The organism is Manganibacter manganicus (genome assembly GCF_002075885.1).
GTDB lineage: Bacteria > Pseudomonadota > Alphaproteobacteria > Rhizobiales > Rhizobiaceae > Mesorhizobium > Mesorhizobium manganicum.
The window spans coordinates 16,483-31,012 of record NZ_MDET01000003.1; the positions used below are offsets into that span (position 1 = coordinate 16,483).

A 14,530-nucleotide genomic window follows, 5' to 3' on the forward strand; every position below is an offset into this window, starting at 1 on the left:
CGCGCCGGCCATCTCAGCGCTCCGTGTCATAATTGGTCATGACCGTGTAAAACGCCCAGGACAAAAGCAGGATGATGAGGAAGTAGACCAGCGACATGGCCGCCGCCTGCCCCAGGTTGAATTCACCGAGCGCCATCTTGACCAGGTCGATCGAAAGGAAGGTGGTCGAATTGCCCGGTCCGCCGCCCGTCACCACGAAGGGCTCGGTATAGATCATGAAGGAATCCATGAAACGCAGCAGAATGGCGATCAGGAGCACGCGCTGCATTTTCGGCAGTTGGATGTAGCGGAACACCGCCCAGCGCGAAGCCCCGTCGATCTTGGCCGCCTGATAGAAGGCGTCGGGAATGGAAACCAGTCCGGCATAACAGAGCAGTACGACCAGGCTCGTCCAGTGCCAGACATCCATGATGATGACCGTCACCCAAGCGTCGAACGGGTCCTGCACATAATTATAATCGAGGCCGATTGCATGAGCGTAGTAGCCGAGCAGGCCGATGTCGTTGCGGCCGAACACCTGCCAGATAGTGCCGACAACATTCCACGGAATCAGCAATGGCAGCGCCATCAGCACCAGGCACACCGGAACGCCCCAGCCCTTGCGCGGCATGTTGAGCGCGATGAGGATGCCGAGCGGCACCTCGATGGCGAGAATAATGCCCGAGAAGATCAGGTTGCGCATCATCGACGCCCAGAAGCGGTCGGACGCCAACAATTCCTGATACCAGTCTATGCCGTTCCAGAAGAACACATTCTTGCCGAAGGTGTCCTGCACCGAATAATTCACCACGGTCATCAACGGGATTACCGCCGAAAATGCGACCAGCACCAGGACCGGCAGCACCAGGAACCAGGCCCGATTGTTCCAGGTCTTGTCCATCAGGCAGTGTCCCCCACTTCGACGCGCCCACTCATTTCGACGCGCCATGAATCGGAATAGATGTTGATGCCGGCCGGATCGAACCGCATATGCGGCTCGGCCGGAATGGTGTCGTCCTCGCCGATGATGGCCGCGATCTCCCGGCCCTCCAGAGAGGCGCGCACAACCTTGTGGCGTCCGACATCTTCGACCTTCGTTACCGTGACGGCCATGCCCTCACGCCCGACACGCACATATTCCGGGCGGATGCCGAGTTCGACCTGCCCGCTCGCCGCCTTTGGCGCGCCCGGAAGCTGGATGGTCTGTGAGCCGAGACGCGCCGTCGCGTCCGTCACAGCCACCGGAAGCACATTCATGCCCGGTGAGCCGATGAAATAGCCGACAAAGGTGTGGCGCGGCCGCTCGAAAAGGTCGGCGGGCGTGCCGATCTGCACGATGCCGCCGTCATACATGACCACCACCTGATCGGCGAAGGTGAGCGCCTCCGTCTGGTCATGCGTGACATAGACCATGGTGTAGCCGAAGCGGTGGTGAAGCTGCTTCAACTGCGAGCGCAGCACCCACTTCATGTGCGGATCGATGACTGTCAGCGGCTCATCGAACAGGATGGCGTTGACATCGGAGCGCACCAACCCGCGCCCCAACGATATCTTCTGCTTCTGGTCGGCGGTCAGGCCGCGCGCCTTGCGCGTCGCCCAATCGGCCAAACCGATCATGTCCAGCGTCTCGCGCACACGGCGATCGACATCTGCCGGCGCCACGCCGCGATTGCGCAGTGGGAAGGCCAGATTGTCGTAAACCGTCATCGTGTCGTAGATCACCGGGAACTGGAACACCTGCGCAATATTGCGCTCCTGCGTCGAAAGGCCGGTCACTTCATGGCTGTCGAACAGCAGGCGGCCATGCGAGGGCCGCAACAGGCCCGAAATGATATTGAGGAGCGTGGTCTTGCCGCAACCGGAAGGCCCAAGCAGCGCATAGGCGCCACCATCTTCGAAGACATGGCTCACTTGCCTGAGTGCGAAATCCGAATCCCGGCTGGGATTTGCAAGATAGGAATGGCGGATCTTGTCGAGTTCGATGCGTGCCATCACAATCTCCCTCAGGCCGCCAACTTCGGCGCTTCGACGGCCAGACCCTTGGCATCGAAGACCATCATGTGGCGCGGATCGACAAAGACCTCGATCTCGTCGTCGGCCTTCAGTTCATGGATTCCATGCGCCAGCATGACCCAGCGTACATCGGCAAAGCTGAGATGAATAAAGCTTTCCGATCCGGTGATCTCAGTCATGATAATCTTGGCGCGCACCGGAACCGCCGCCGCGTTGGGCTGTTCGAAGGCAAGATGGTGAGGCTGGAAGCCGATCGTATAGGTTGCGTCGGCAATGCCCGCGAATTTCGGTGGCACCGGCAGGTTGATGCCGCCATCGAGCAGGAAGTGCGAACCCTTCTTGGTTAGCTCGATGGTGTTCAACGGCGGATCGGCGAAGGTTCTCGCCGTTACCAGATCGACCGGATCGCGGAAGACCTCCACCGTCGGCCCGAATTGCGTGACTCGACCCTGGCTGAGCGTCGCCGTATTGCCGCCGAGCAGCAGCGCCTCCTGCGGCTCAGTCGTCGCATAGACGAAGATCGCACCGGATTCGGCAAAAATCTTGGGCAGTTCCTCGCGCAATTCCTCGCGCAGCTTGTAATCCAGATTGGCCAGCGGCTCATCGAGCAGCACCAGGCTGGCATTCTTGACGATGGCGCGGGCAAGCGCGGTGCGTTGCTGCTGTCCGCCTGAAAGGTTGAGCGGCGTGCGATCGAGAAAAGGCGTCAGCTTGAGCAACTCGGCAGCCTTACGGACCTCGCTGTCGATCTTGCTCTTTTGCACACCCGCCACACGCAGCGGCGAGGCGATGTTCTCATAGACCGTCATCGCCGGATAATTGATGAACTGCTGATAGACCATGGCGACATTGCGCTTCTGGACCGCAACGCCGGTCACGTTCTTCCCATCGAACCAGATAGAACCGGAGGTCGGCACATCGAGCCCGGCCATCAAACGCATCAAACTGGTCTTTCCTGAAAGCGTCGGTCCAAGCAGGACGTTGAGCGAGCCACGCTGGAGCGTCAGCGACACGTTGTCGATATGGGTATCGGCACCCACCGCCTTGGAAACGCCCCTCAGTTCCAGCATCCGCTCCTCCCCTCGCGCCGCTATTCCGCTGCTACGCTATGCCGGCCGCCGAGCTCTCGCAAGAATGCGTCGAGAGCTTCGGTCTCGTCCTTGCTGAAATGCAAGCCGCGCTTGGTGCGCCGCCACAGCATGTCTTCGGCGGTAAGCGCCCATTCGTTTTCGGCCAGGTAACGCACCTCGGCCTCATAGAGATCGGCGCCAAAGCAGCAGCCAAGATCGGCAAGCGACGCCGCGCTGCCGAGAATGGTTTTGGCACGCGTCCCGTAAAGGCGCACGAGGCGGCGCGCTATGCGCGCGGCGATAAATGGATAGGCCCGCCGCAGAGCCGCCACCTGGTCGTCAAATCCGGTGACCGGAAAATCTCCGCCCGGCAGTGGTGCCTCGGCTGTCCATGGTTGCCCGCGCTTGCCGAGAAAGCCCTCGATCTTGTCCACCATTGTTTCCGAGAGCCGACGATAGGTGGTGATCTTGCCGCCGAAAACGTTGATCAGCGGCGCACGCCCGTCGCCGCCCTCCGCCTTGAGCACATAGTCGCGCGTCGCTTCCTGCGCCTTGGAAGCGCCATCGTCATAAAGCGGGCGCACGGCGGAATAGGTCCACACAATGTCGTCGCGCTTGACCGGCTCGACAAAATAGTCGCTTGCCGCCGCGCACAGATAGTCGACTTCACTTTCGCTGATTTTCGCCAGATGCGGATCGCCTTCATAATCCCGGTCGGTCGTGCCGATCAGCGTGAAGTCCTCCTCATAAGGAATGGCGAAAATGATGCGGCCATCCTTGTTCTGGAAGAAATAGGCCCTGGGATCGTCGAACTTCCTGGCGATGACGATATGGCTGCCCTGCACCAGCCGGACATTGCGACCGGTGCTTTCGCCGATTGTGTCGTTCAAAATATGATCCACCCACGGCCCCGCAGCATTAACCAGCAGCCGGGCCGAAACATTTTCGGTCTTTCTCGCAAGGCGATCCTCGATCTGGAGCCTCCAGTGGTCGCCTTCGCGCCGCGCGCTCAGCACCTTCGTGCGGGTGCGGATAATCGCACCTCGATCAGCGGCGTCGCGGGCATTGAGCGTCACCATGCGGGCGTCGTTCACCCAGCAGTCAGAATACTCAAAAGCCTTGGAAAACAGCGGCTTCAAAGGCTTTCCGGCCGGGTCCGTGTGCATATCGAGCGTGCGTGTCGCGGGCAAAAGCTTGCGGCCGCCGATATGGTCATAAAGAAACAGGCCGAGCCTGAGCAGCCATGCCGGTCGTGACCCGCCGCGGAAATAGGGCAGCACGAAACGCAGCGGCCAGATGATGTGCGGTGCATTGCGCCATAAAACCTCGCGCTCCATCAGGGCCTCGCGCACCAGCCGGAACTCGTAGAATTCCAGATAGCGCAAGCCGCCATGGATCAGTTTGGTCGAACCGGAGGACGTGCCGCTGGCGAGGTCGTCCATCTCGGCAAGAAACACTGAAAACCCGCGTCCGGCTGCATCACGCGCGATACCGCAGCCATTGATGCCGCCGCCAATGACGAAAATGTCATGGATTGCAGACGCGTTCACCGAAACCCCTCTCCCACTTTCGGAATACATCCTCGTTCACATTCCGAAATCTCAATAATAAGGATATGAACCTAAAACGAATGTCAAACGAAATGTCGAGGAAAACGTGAGCCGCAGCACATACGCCAAAAAGCAAAGCGCGGCGCCCAAAGGCACCGCGCTTCCATTCCATTGAATCCGCTCAGATTTTACTGAAAGATCAGGTCGCCATCTGCGGCTTGGCCACCGCCTGCTCGGCCCTGAGCAGCATGCCGAACAGATCACGTGGCTCATCGGGATCGGCCAAGAGGTCGAGTTCTTCGTAGAGGCCGGTTGCCCGCAACTGATCGCGCACATAACGCAGCGCTGAAAAATCCTCTGTGGCAAACCCAACCGAATCGAACAGCGTGATCTGTTTGGCGTCTTTCCGCCCGGCCGCCTTGTCCGTCATCACCTGCCACAGTTCCGTCACCGGATGATCGGCGGCAAGTTGCTGGATTTCGCCCTCGATGCGGGTCTGCGGCGGATATTCGACGAAAATATCGGAGCGCAGCAGGATATCGCGATGCAGTTCGGTCTTACCGGGACAATCGCCACCAACCGCATTGATGTGGACACCAGAGCCGACCATATTGTCGGTCAGGATCGTGGCATATTGCTTGTCGGCCGTGACCGTGGTGATAATCTCCGCGCCCTCCACCGCCTCATGCCCGCTGGAGCAGATGGTGATGTCGAAGCCCATACCGGCAAGATTTTTGGCGCATTTGCGCGAAGCGGATCCGTCAAGATCGTAAAGTCGCAATTTATCAATGCCGAGCAGCGACTTGAAGGCAAGTGCCTGGAATTCCGATTGCGCGCCATTGCCGATGATCGCCATGGTGCGGGCGCCCTCCGGCGCCAGATATTTCGCCGCCAGCGCCGAAGTCGCGCCGGTGCGCAACGCCGTCAGGATCGTCATTTCCGTGAGCAGCATCGGATAGCCGGAGCCGACGTCAGCCAGCACGCCGAAGGCCGTCACGGTTTGCAGGCCCTCCCGCGTGTTTTTCGGATGGCCGTTGACATATTTGAAGCCGTACATCTTGCCGTCGCTGGTCGGCATCAGTTCGATCACGCCTTCGCTCGAATGCGAGGCGATGCGCGGCGTCTTGTCGAAACTTTCCCAGCGCAGAAAATCCTCCTCGATATAACCGGCCAGTTCGGTCAGGAATTTTTCCACGCCGACAGTCAGCACCAGTTTCATCATCGAATCGACACTGACGAAGGGAACGACGTTAAGTTTAGCGGTCATGTCAGTGGCTCCCGGAATAACTGCGTGTCGGACGGTCCATGATGCGCCGTCCCATCAGGCTGGCGGTCAGATCGACCATCAGCGTCGCGGTGCGGCCGCGCTCGTCAAGGAACGGATTGAGTTCGACAAGATCGAGGCTCGTCACCAGGCCGCTGTCATAGAGCATCTCCATGGTGAGATGCGCCTCGCGGAAGGTCGCGCCGCCGGGCACCGTGGTGCCAACCGCCGGCGCGATCGACGGTTCGAGGAAATCGACATCGAGGCTGACATGCAGCATGCCGCCGGCACTCGCCACCCGTTCGATGAAAGCGCGCAACAGCGGCGCAATGCCGTGTTCGTCGATGGCGCGCATATCATGCACGGTCACGCCGGTTTCGTTCAGGGCGTGCCGTTCCGCCGGATCGATGCTGCGCAGGCCAAGCGTGCAGATATGAGACGGCTCGACCGCGACAGGAAGATCGGGAAAATAGCCGGCAAAGCCGGGCCGGCCGCTGGCATAGGCCAACGGAACGCCGTGCAGATTGCCGCTGGCGGTCGTCTCCAGGGTATGAAAATCGGGATGCGCGTCCAGCCACAGTACGAATAGCGGACGCTTCGCCTCGGCGGCGCGGCGCGCCACGCCCGACAGCGTTCCGGCCGAAATGGAGTGATCGCCGCCAAGAAAGATCGGCATGGCGTCCTGGCTCGCTTCATAGGCCGCCTGCGCAATGGCGACCGTCCATGCATTGATTTCCGGCAGAGCCTTCAGCGCCGCATTGCCGTGAACAAGCGGACGAACGTCGCCCCGCTGCACCTGGCCAAGGTCCTCGACCTCATGCCCCAATTCCTTGAGCATGGCGACAAGGCCCGCTGTACGCAGCGCGCTCGGCCCCATTTCGCATCCCATACGCCCGGCGCCATCCTGTACCGGAGCGCCAACAATCCTGCAGCGCATCGCCTGCCTCCAACCAGATTCTCTGGCCTCATTGGAATGCCGACGCATGGCGAAGTGAACAATTTAAATTGGCAAGATAGACGATATTGCCTATCGATATGGAATGTATTTCCGCCAATATGGGAAGACATGGATAATCTCGACGAAAGACTGGTGACATTGCTGCGCCATGACGCACGCCGTTCGATCTCCGATCTGGCGATGGATCTCGGCGTATCGCGCGCCACCGTTCGCGGGCGCATCCAGCGCCTCGAACAGCAGGGCGAGATCATCGGCTATACCGTGATCCTGCGCGCCGACGCCTTCGGGCAATCCGTGCGCGGCATCATGATGATCGATGTCGAAGGCCATGCCGCCGACCGCGTGGTGCGCGCGCTCGGCGGTTTCTCCGAAGTCTCGGCCGTTCACACGACCAATGGCCGCTGGGATCTGGTGGTCGAGCTTTCGACGACCACGCTCACCGAACTCGATGCGGTGCTACGGCGCATCCGATTGATTCCCGGCATCACCGGCAGCGAAACCAGCCTGCTTCTGGCAACGCCGCGCAGCACCCGCGCGCGGCTGTGAAGCTATGGATTAAAGTTCCATTTCACGCACGCTTTGCCGCAAATTCGCTCAGAAGAGTGACGACCGAATCGACTTCCTCAAGGCTGCTATAGTGCGAAAGGCCGAGGCGGACGACGCCGCCGCTTTCGTGCACGCCCAAAAAGCCGGCAGCCTCATGGGCATAGAAATCGCCGGCCCAGCCAAACACGTTGTTGGCAGCGAGGTGCTGGATGGTTTCTCGCGGCGAGCGGTTCGGCAGGCGGAAGGAGAAGGTCGGAACCCGCGCGTCGAGCCGGTTGCGGCTGGCGATGCCGTAGAGCTTCAACCCGTCGATCCGGCCAATGCCGACGAGAAACCGGTCCATGAGACTGGCTTCGTAAGCCGTCGCGGCATGGAGGCCCGCCACGATCCTGTCGCGCAACGGCTGGTCGGCCTGCACGCCGCCGAAATTTTCGCCGAGCCAAGCCATATGCTCGATCGCGGCCTGCGTTCCCGCCTGTGTCTCGAAAGCCGGCGTTCCCGGCGCCAGGCGCCAGGGCATATCCTGTGCGGCGGGACGCACCTTGAGCGGCGTCAGATCATCGCGCAGCGCAGCGCGCACGAACAGGATGCCGGCATGAGGACCGAAGAATTTGTAGGCAGAACAGACCAGCAGATCGCAACCGATGGCTTGCACATCGATCGGAATATGCGGCGCGGATTGCACCGCATCGACCATGGTGACGGCCCCTGCCGCCTTGCCCGCCGCAACAATGCGAGCAACATCGTTGATGGTACCGAGCATATTGCTGGCGTGATTGCAGGCGACCAGTCGGGTTTTGGGACCGATCAAATCGTCCAGCATGTCATAACGGTATTCGAAACTGTCCTGATCGAACTCCAGCCAGCGCACTCTCACGCCGCGCTCCTCGGCTGCGATCAGCCAGGGTGCGACATTGCCGTCATGGTCCATGCGCGTCAGCACGATCTCGTCGCCCGCCCGCCAATCGCGCGACAGCATGCGCGAGAAATGGAAGATCAGCGATGTGCTGTTGAGGCCGAAGACGATCTCGTCGGCAGACGCATTGAGCAGCGAAGCCACCGCCGCATGCGCGTCCATCAGCACGTACTCGGCGGCGCGCGAGGTGCGGAACGCGCCGCCATCATTGGCGCAGCTTTCGATCATGGCGCGTGTCATCGCCTCGATTACGCGCTGCGGCACCTGCGAACCGCCGGGAGCATCGAGATAGATGCGCGGCCTGCCCTCGTCGGTCAGTGCCAGCGACGGAAAAGCGGCGCGTACCGCATCGATATCCCACCCGCTCGGGATCATGTCAGGTTCCTCCAGGATTCGGTGGTTCGCGCAGGATACGGCGCCAGGATCGATGCAGACCATAAGTCATGCAAATCGCAAGCGGAAGATCGCTTACTTGGGCCAGAACTCCCGCCGCGACGGGTAGCATCAAGCGCCGCGGATCGTCCGGCCTGTGGCCTGCAAAAGCTCGAATGCCTCGAACCGTTTGTCATGCCAGGCCCGCATGGCGGGGTCTGGCGCATAGATCTCGCCAAGCTCCGACATCGCCGCCATGGCGGCAACGGCATCGGGATAACGGCCGGCGGCAACCGCGCCTAGAATGGCGGAGCCAAGCAGGACGGGCTCCGGTGAGGTTGACGCAGCGACCGTCAATCCGGTCGCATCGGCCAGCAATTGCCGCACCAGCGGGCTTTGCCCCGCGCCACCACTGACGACGATCATATCGGTCGCGATGCCCTTGCCCTGCTGCACCTTGACGATCTGGCGAGCGCCGTAGCCGAGACCACAAATGCCGGCAAGGTACAGCGAGACAAGGCTTTCCGTTCCGGTATCCATGTCCAGCCCAGCGATCAGCCCGCGCGCATCAGGGTCGGCGAAGGGCGCACGGTTGCCGAGAAATTCCGGCACCACATGAACGCCGCCGACCAGTTGTGGCAAAGCCGCCGTGCCACCGCGCTCTTCAGCCTGCACGGCAAGCCAACCATTGAGGCTCAGGCCCCCGCGCGCTGCTTCCTTTTCGGCCGCTCCGGCAGCCGGATGAAAGCGCACGAGGTGATCGACGGCGGCACCTGCCGCAGATTGCCCGCCTTCGTTCAGCCAGAGTCTCGGCACCATGGCCGAAAAATACGGCCCCCACACGCCGGGCACGAAGGCCGGTTCTTGTGTGGTGGACAGAGTGCAGGCGGACGTACCGAACACATAGGCCATGCGTGAAAGTGCGCTGCCGCTGCCGCCGCGTGCGCCCACCGTTCCGATGCCGCCGGCATGCGCGTCGATCAGGCCCGCCGCGACAGGCGTGCCTGCCAGCAGACCCAAATCAGATGCCGCCTCCACCGTGAGGCCCTGTCCAAGCGATGTGCCGCCCGGAACGACCTCACGGCCTATGCGCGTGAAACCGTCATCCGCCAGCGCGCCGAGCCCAATAGCCTTGAAATAGCTCTCGTCCCAGCGCCCTTCATGCGCGAGATAGGTCCATTTGCACGTCACCGTGCAAACCGAGCGCGCCAAACTGCCCGTCGCTTTCCAGGTCAGGAAGTCGGTCAGATCCATGAACTGCCAGGCATCCGAGAAGGTCGCCGGCATGTTTTCGGCCAGCCACAGCAGCTTTGGCGTCTCCATTTCCGGAGAGATCGAGCCGCCGACATAGTTGAGCACCGCATGGCCGGTGGCATTGATGCGCCGTGCCTGCTCGATCGCGCGGTGATCCATCCACACGATGATGTTGCGCTCGGCTTCGCCGGACGGGCCGACCGGCAGCGGCGCCCCGCCGCTGCCCAGTACCACCAGCGAGCAGGTGGCATCGAATCCGATGCCGGCAATGGATGCGGGCGCGATGCCCGCCTGCTTCACGGCGTCCCGCACGCTGGCGCAAACGGCGCGCCATATATCGCTGCTGGATTGTTCTACAATGTCACCCGCCTCGTGCCAGACCTCGATCTCATGCTTGGCGGATGCAAGCAGCGCTCCCACCTCGTCGAACACGCCGGCGCGCGCGCTTCCCGTTCCGACATCGATGCCGATGAAATGAGCAGTCATGGAAACTCTCAGGCGTTAGGTGTCAGAGGTCGTTGCTTTGCGGCAGGATCACCAGATCGCGAATGGTGACATTGCGCGGCCGCGTCAGCATGAACAGGACTGCTTCGGCCACCTCCTTCGCTTCGATCAGGCCGCCGGCGGCCATTTCCTCGTCCAGCTTGGCTTTCGGCCAATCCTTGATGAGCGCGGTAACAACCGGTCCCGGCGCGACGGCGCCCACCCGCAGGCCGTGCTTGGCGACCTGGCGGCGCACCGTATGCACGAAGGCCTGCACCGCATGCTTGGAAGCCGTGTAGATCGGCTCCCACACCACCGGCACGAGGCCTGCGATCGAACTGGTCATGATGATGTCGCCGGTCTTGCGTTCCACCATATGCGGCAGGACCGCATGAACCGAGCGGAACATGGCATTGATGTTGAGGTTCAGCATGCGGTCCCAGGCATCGGGGTCGCCATCGATGATCTGGCCGCCGATATAGGAGCCGGCATTGGCGTGAAAAATGTCGAGTTGACCGGTCTTTTCCAGTATCTGCGGCATCATGGTGGCGACACTGGCCGGACTGGTCAGGTCGATCACCAGCGGGATCGCGTTGGCACCTAGTTCCGCTTGAAGACTTTTGAGCGCGGCCTCGTCGCGGTCCACCAGCACCACACGCACGCCGGCATCGAGCAGTTCTTTGGCGCACGCCAGGCCGATGCCCGACGCGGCTCCGGTGATGGCCGCGACTTTTCCCGAAAGATCCTGTTTCATTGTCCTGCCTTTGTTTGAATTACGCCCGGCCGTGTGAAACCCGCGAACGGCGTGCCAGCGAGTCGACGATGACGGCAATGGCAAGCACCGCGCCGGTGATCATGTAACGGAGCGATGACGACAGATCGAGCAGCGTGAGACCACTGGCGATCGACTGGATGACGATGATGCCGAGCAGCGCCGAATAAGCGCTGCCCCGGCCGCCGAACAGGCTGGTGCCGCCGATGACGGCCGCTGCGATGGCGTTCAAATTGACATCGCCCGTACCGGCCTGCTGGCTGGCCGAGGCCAGCCGTGCAGCCGCCATGATGCCGCCGGCTGCGGCAAGCGTCGAACACAGCACGAAGGCGCTGGCATAGACCCGCCGCACATTGATGCCGGCACGGCGCGCGGCCTCGCGGTTGCCGCCCACCGCATTCAGCGAGCGGCCCCATTTGGTGCGCGTCATGGCATAGTGCATGGCAATGACAAGGCCGACGAACAGGCCGAACATCCACGGCACGCCACGGTCGGTGTTCATGTAGAAGGCCAGAAACTCGAGTATGACGATGAGCACCACGGCTCTCAGGACGAGGCTCGCCAGCGATTGCGAGGAAAGTCCCGCTTCCTTGCGGCGCATCGCGGTACGATAGCCGGCCAAGAAAATCACCAGTCCGGCAAGCGCGGCAAGCGCATAGGAAACCCAATACGGCATGACCAGCATCTGGCCGAAATTCACCAGAGGCGAGCCGTAGGGCAGATTGATCGAGCCCGTTGAGCCGAGCAGATAAAGTTGCAGGCCGAGCACCGCAAGCAGCCCGGCCAGCGTAGAAACGAAGCTCGGCATGCCGAAGCGGTTGAACAGGAAGGAATAGAGCCCGCCGATCAGAGCGCCGACAATGAGCGCTGCAACGATGGCGAGCACCACCGGCCAGCCCTGATTAACCCACAGCACCCCGACCAGCGCCGAGGAAAAGCCGCTCACCGAACCGACCGAAAGATCGATTTCACCGACCATCAGGACGCAAACGACGCCGAGCGCGATCACGCCCACGGTCGAACAGTCAAACAGCAGATTGACGAGATTGTTGGCGGAAAGAAAGACTGGATTAAGGCTTTGGAATACCGTCCAGATGATGATCAGCCCGACGATTACCGGCAGCGAGCCTAGATCGCCCGAACGCACCCGGTCAAGGAAGGCGCGCAACGCCCCGCCGACACCGGCTTCATGCTTCACGCGTTCGTCGGCACGATCGAGCAGCGGCCCGGTGGAGGCATGGTTCCCGGCATTGTCGGTCATGGCCGTGCCTCCTCGCTGTTCTGCTGCATCGCCCTTCGCCGCCCGGCCCGCCGCGACACCGAATTGTCGGACGCGCCGGTAATGGCGCTGACCAGTTCCTGATTGGAAGCATCGGGATAGAAGATGCCATTGTTGCGGCCGAGCCTCAGCACCACGATGCGATCGGCCACGGCGCGCACATCCTCCATATTGTGGCTGATCATCACCACGCCGAGCCCGCGATCTCGAACGCGTTCGATCAGGTCGAGCACTTCGGCCGTCTGCGCCACGCCCAGCGCCGCCGTCGGTTCATCGAGAAGAATGACCTTCGGATCGAGCAGCAGCGAACGGGCAATCGCCACGGTCTGCCGCTGGCCGCCGGAAAGTGAGGCGACCGGCTCGCGCACACTGGGAATCCGGGCCGATAATTCGTTGAGCAGCGTCCAGGCACGGATTTCCATGGAAACCTCGTCCAGCCGCAGCGGCTCCAGTTCGCGCCCGAGAAAGATATTGGCCACGACGTCGAGATTCTCGCACAGCGCGAGATCCTGGAAGACGGTGGCGATGCCCAGCCCCAAAGCGGCGCTGGGGTCCGACAGGGTAACAGGCTTGCCCTTGAAGGTGATGGTGCCCGAGGTGGGCTGATGGACGCCGGCAAGCACCTTGACCAGCGTGGATTTGCCCGCGCCATTGTCGCCGACCAGCGCGACGACCTCACCGGCATGAACATCCAGATCGATGTCCGTCAAAGCCGACACGGCGCCGAAATTTTTGGAGACGCCGCGCAGGCTGAGCACCGCCTCATGCTCCCGAGCCGTTTCCTTCGCAATCTCTGCCATGGCTAGCCCTTTCCGGTAATGTTCAACATCCTCCGGCCGCCGGCAAAGGCGGCCGGAAAGCAGTTTACTCACATTACTCCGTGATACCGAGTTTCTTGCAGCCTTCGGCATAGCGGCCGGTGCATAGCGTCTCCGCAGTCTGGATCGGCTTGCCGTTGACCTGCTTGTCGATGATCTCGGCCTTCAGGTTCTCGGCGGTGATCAGCGTCGGCTTGAACAATTGCGAAGGCGTGTCGAACAGCGTCGTGTCGGCCTTCGGCGTCTTGCCTTCCAACAACTGAATCGCCACTTGCGCGGCTGCGGCAGCAACGATTTCGCTCGGCTTGTTGATCGTGTTGTACTGATCGCCGGAGATGATGAGTTGCAGGCCGGCGATGGTGGCGTCGTTGCCTGTCACCGGCGGCACCGGATTGACGCCCGCCGCCTTGAACGCGGCAATGGCCGCACCACCCGTACCGTCGTTGGCCGCGACCACGCCGACGATCTTCTTGCCGAAGCGGGTGATCTGGCCGCTGACCCATTGCTGCGCCTTTGGCGGCGCCCAGTCCGGCGTGTCGTATTCGGCCAGCGTCTTGTAGCCGCTGTCGGCGAGCCCTTCATGGATACCGTCGCGGATCAGGCCGGCGGCGGCATCTGTCGGCGAGCCGTTGACTTCGAGCACGCCAACATCTTCCGTCGGCACCTTTTCCGCTTTCAGATGTTCGACCAGGGAGGTGGCGATCATCTTGCCGATTTCCTTGTTGTCGAACGACACATAGAAATCGGCCGGGGTCGAGGGGATAGGCCGGTCATAGGCGATCACCTTGATGCCCTGTGCCTGCGCCTGCTTGACCAGCGAGGCGGCTGCTGTGGAGTCCACCGGGTCGATGACGATAACCTTGGCGCCCTGCGAGATCACCGAATTGAACTGCTGCTGCTGACGCGAGACATTGGCGTCGGCGTTCTGGTAGAGCACCTTGCAGGACGGGCACAGCTTGGACATTTCGGCGACGAAGCCGGGATGGTCATGCTCTTCATAGCGCGTGGAAGCCTGGTCGGGCATCAGGAACGCGATGGTTGCGTCCTTGACGGTCGATTCCTGCGCAAAGGCGGTAGTGCTGCCGAGCAGGATCGCCGCGAAAGCGGCAACGCCGGATAGTTTCCAGGATAGTTTGGTCATTCGATTTTCCTCCGCTGTTGCGTGTTTGGTCGGTCACGATACCTTCCCGGAAATCAGCTCAGCTGTTTCCGGAAGATTTGTTTTCGGCGCGGCGGGACGCCGTCACCACTTCTGT

At 61.6% G+C, this 14,530-nt stretch carries 13 protein-coding genes; 1 reads left to right on the plus strand and 12 read right to left on the minus strand.

All coding sequences use genetic code 11. From position 1 onward, the window contains the following. Positions 1 to 13: 13 nt before the first annotated feature. From BFN67_RS02955 to rocF, 6 genes are all read right to left on the minus strand, one after another. Positions 14 to 880 carry a carbohydrate ABC transporter permease gene (locus tag BFN67_RS02955; protein WP_080918126.1) on the minus strand — a complete coding sequence of 289 codons (867 nt, stop codon included), beginning with the start codon at positions 878 to 880 and terminating at the stop codon, positions 14 to 16. Then, positions 880 to 1,971: an ABC transporter ATP-binding protein gene (locus BFN67_RS02960; RefSeq protein ID WP_080918127.1), complete on the minus strand. Its 1,092-nt coding sequence runs from the start codon at positions 1,969 to 1,971 to the stop codon at positions 880 to 882. The genes BFN67_RS02955 and BFN67_RS02960 overlap by 1 nt, the downstream gene beginning before the upstream one ends. 11 nt (positions 1,972 to 1,982) lie before the next feature. Then, a complete protein-coding gene (locus tag BFN67_RS02965; protein ID WP_080918128.1) occupies positions 1,983 to 3,062 on the minus strand; it encodes an ABC transporter ATP-binding protein in 1,080 nt (359 codons plus the stop codon). A 20-nt stretch (positions 3,063 to 3,082) separates the two neighbouring features. Continuing rightward, the gene (gene glpD, locus BFN67_RS02970) at positions 3,083 to 4,612 is read right to left on the minus strand and encodes a glycerol-3-phosphate dehydrogenase (protein ID WP_080918231.1); all 1,530 of its coding nucleotides are present in this window, start codon (positions 4,610 to 4,612) and stop codon (positions 3,083 to 3,085) included. Positions 4,613 to 4,811: 199 nt separating this feature from the next. Continuing rightward, a complete protein-coding gene (locus BFN67_RS02975) occupies positions 4,812 to 5,879 on the minus strand; it encodes an ornithine cyclodeaminase (protein ID WP_080918129.1) in 1,068 nt (355 codons plus the stop codon). A 1-nt stretch (position 5,880) separates the two neighbouring features. Continuing rightward, positions 5,881 to 6,813: an arginase gene (gene rocF, locus BFN67_RS02980; RefSeq protein ID WP_080918130.1), complete on the minus strand. Its 933-nt coding sequence runs from the start codon at positions 6,811 to 6,813 to the stop codon at positions 5,881 to 5,883. 129 nt (positions 6,814 to 6,942) lie between these two features. Between rocF and BFN67_RS02985 the strand changes: the two genes are divergently transcribed. After that, positions 6,943 to 7,380 carry an Lrp/AsnC family transcriptional regulator gene (locus BFN67_RS02985; RefSeq protein ID WP_080918131.1) on the plus strand — a complete coding sequence of 146 codons (438 nt, stop codon included), beginning with the start codon at positions 6,943 to 6,945 and terminating at the stop codon, positions 7,378 to 7,380. Between the two features lie 22 nt (positions 7,381 to 7,402). Here the strand turns inward: BFN67_RS02985 and BFN67_RS02990 are convergent, their stop codons facing one another. The 6 genes from BFN67_RS02990 to BFN67_RS03015 all read right to left on the minus strand — a co-directional run bounded on the left by BFN67_RS02990 (position 7,403) and on the right by BFN67_RS03015 (position 14,415). Then, positions 7,403 to 8,671 (minus strand): cysteine desulfurase-like protein, encoded by a 1,269-nt coding sequence (locus tag BFN67_RS02990; RefSeq protein WP_158083464.1) that lies wholly within the window; start codon positions 8,669 to 8,671, stop codon positions 7,403 to 7,405. 129 nt (positions 8,672 to 8,800) lie between these two features. Next, positions 8,801 to 10,408, minus strand: coding sequence for an FGGY-family carbohydrate kinase (locus BFN67_RS02995; protein WP_080918133.1), 1,608 nt, complete (start codon positions 10,406 to 10,408; stop codon positions 8,801 to 8,803). 22 nt (positions 10,409 to 10,430) lie between these two features. Continuing rightward, positions 10,431 to 11,159, minus strand: a complete 729-nt coding sequence (locus BFN67_RS03000; RefSeq protein WP_080918134.1) for an SDR family oxidoreductase — start codon at positions 11,157 to 11,159, stop codon at positions 10,431 to 10,433. Between the two features lie 19 nt (positions 11,160 to 11,178). Then, on the minus strand, positions 11,179 to 12,438 hold the full coding sequence (locus tag BFN67_RS03005; protein WP_080918135.1) for a sugar ABC transporter permease: 1,260 nt from the start codon (positions 12,436 to 12,438) through the stop codon (positions 11,179 to 11,181). Further along, complete coding sequence (locus BFN67_RS03010) at positions 12,435 to 13,256, minus strand: ATP-binding cassette domain-containing protein (RefSeq protein WP_080918136.1); 822 nt, start codon at positions 13,254 to 13,256, stop codon at positions 12,435 to 12,437. The genes BFN67_RS03005 and BFN67_RS03010 overlap by 4 nt, the downstream gene beginning before the upstream one ends. Before the next feature lie 73 nt (positions 13,257 to 13,329). After that, positions 13,330 to 14,415: an ABC transporter substrate-binding protein gene (locus BFN67_RS03015; protein WP_080918137.1), complete on the minus strand. Its 1,086-nt coding sequence runs from the start codon at positions 14,413 to 14,415 to the stop codon at positions 13,330 to 13,332. Positions 14,416 to 14,530: the final 115 nt, after the last annotated feature.

What these genes read in the sequence shown, in the direction of transcription:
- BFN67_RS02955 (WP_080918126.1), bottom strand. Translation starts at nt 880, where the DNA reads ATGGACAAGACCTGGAACAATCGGGCCTGGTTCCTGGTGCTGCCGGTC.
- BFN67_RS02960 (WP_080918127.1), bottom strand. Translation starts at nt 1,971, where the DNA reads ATGGCACGCATCGAACTCGACAAGATCCGCCATTCCTATCTTGCAAAT.
- BFN67_RS02965 (WP_080918128.1), bottom strand. Translation starts at nt 3,062, where the DNA reads ATGCTGGAACTGAGGGGCGTTTCCAAGGCGGTGGGTGCCGATACCCAT.
- BFN67_RS02975 (WP_080918129.1), bottom strand. Translation starts at nt 5,879, where the DNA reads ATGACCGCTAAACTTAACGTCGTTCCCTTCGTCAGTGTCGATTCGATG.
- rocF (WP_080918130.1), bottom strand. Translation starts at nt 6,813, where the DNA reads ATGCGCTGCAGGATTGTTGGCGCTCCGGTACAGGATGGCGCCGGGCGT.
- BFN67_RS02985 (WP_080918131.1), top strand. Translation starts at nt 6,943, where the DNA reads ATGGATAATCTCGACGAAAGACTGGTGACATTGCTGCGCCATGACGCA.
- BFN67_RS02990 (WP_158083464.1), bottom strand. Translation starts at nt 8,671, where the DNA reads ATGATCCCGAGCGGGTGGGATATCGATGCGGTACGCGCCGCTTTTCCG.
- BFN67_RS02995 (WP_080918133.1), bottom strand. Translation starts at nt 10,408, where the DNA reads ATGACTGCTCATTTCATCGGCATCGATGTCGGAACGGGAAGCGCGCGC.
- BFN67_RS03000 (WP_080918134.1), bottom strand. Translation starts at nt 11,159, where the DNA reads ATGAAACAGGATCTTTCGGGAAAAGTCGCGGCCATCACCGGAGCCGCG.
- BFN67_RS03005 (WP_080918135.1), bottom strand. Translation starts at nt 12,438, where the DNA reads ATGACCGACAATGCCGGGAACCATGCCTCCACCGGGCCGCTGCTCGAT.
- BFN67_RS03010 (WP_080918136.1), bottom strand. Translation starts at nt 13,256, where the DNA reads ATGGCAGAGATTGCGAAGGAAACGGCTCGGGAGCATGAGGCGGTGCTC.
- BFN67_RS03015 (WP_080918137.1), bottom strand. Translation starts at nt 14,415, where the DNA reads ATGACCAAACTATCCTGGAAACTATCCGGCGTTGCCGCTTTCGCGGCG.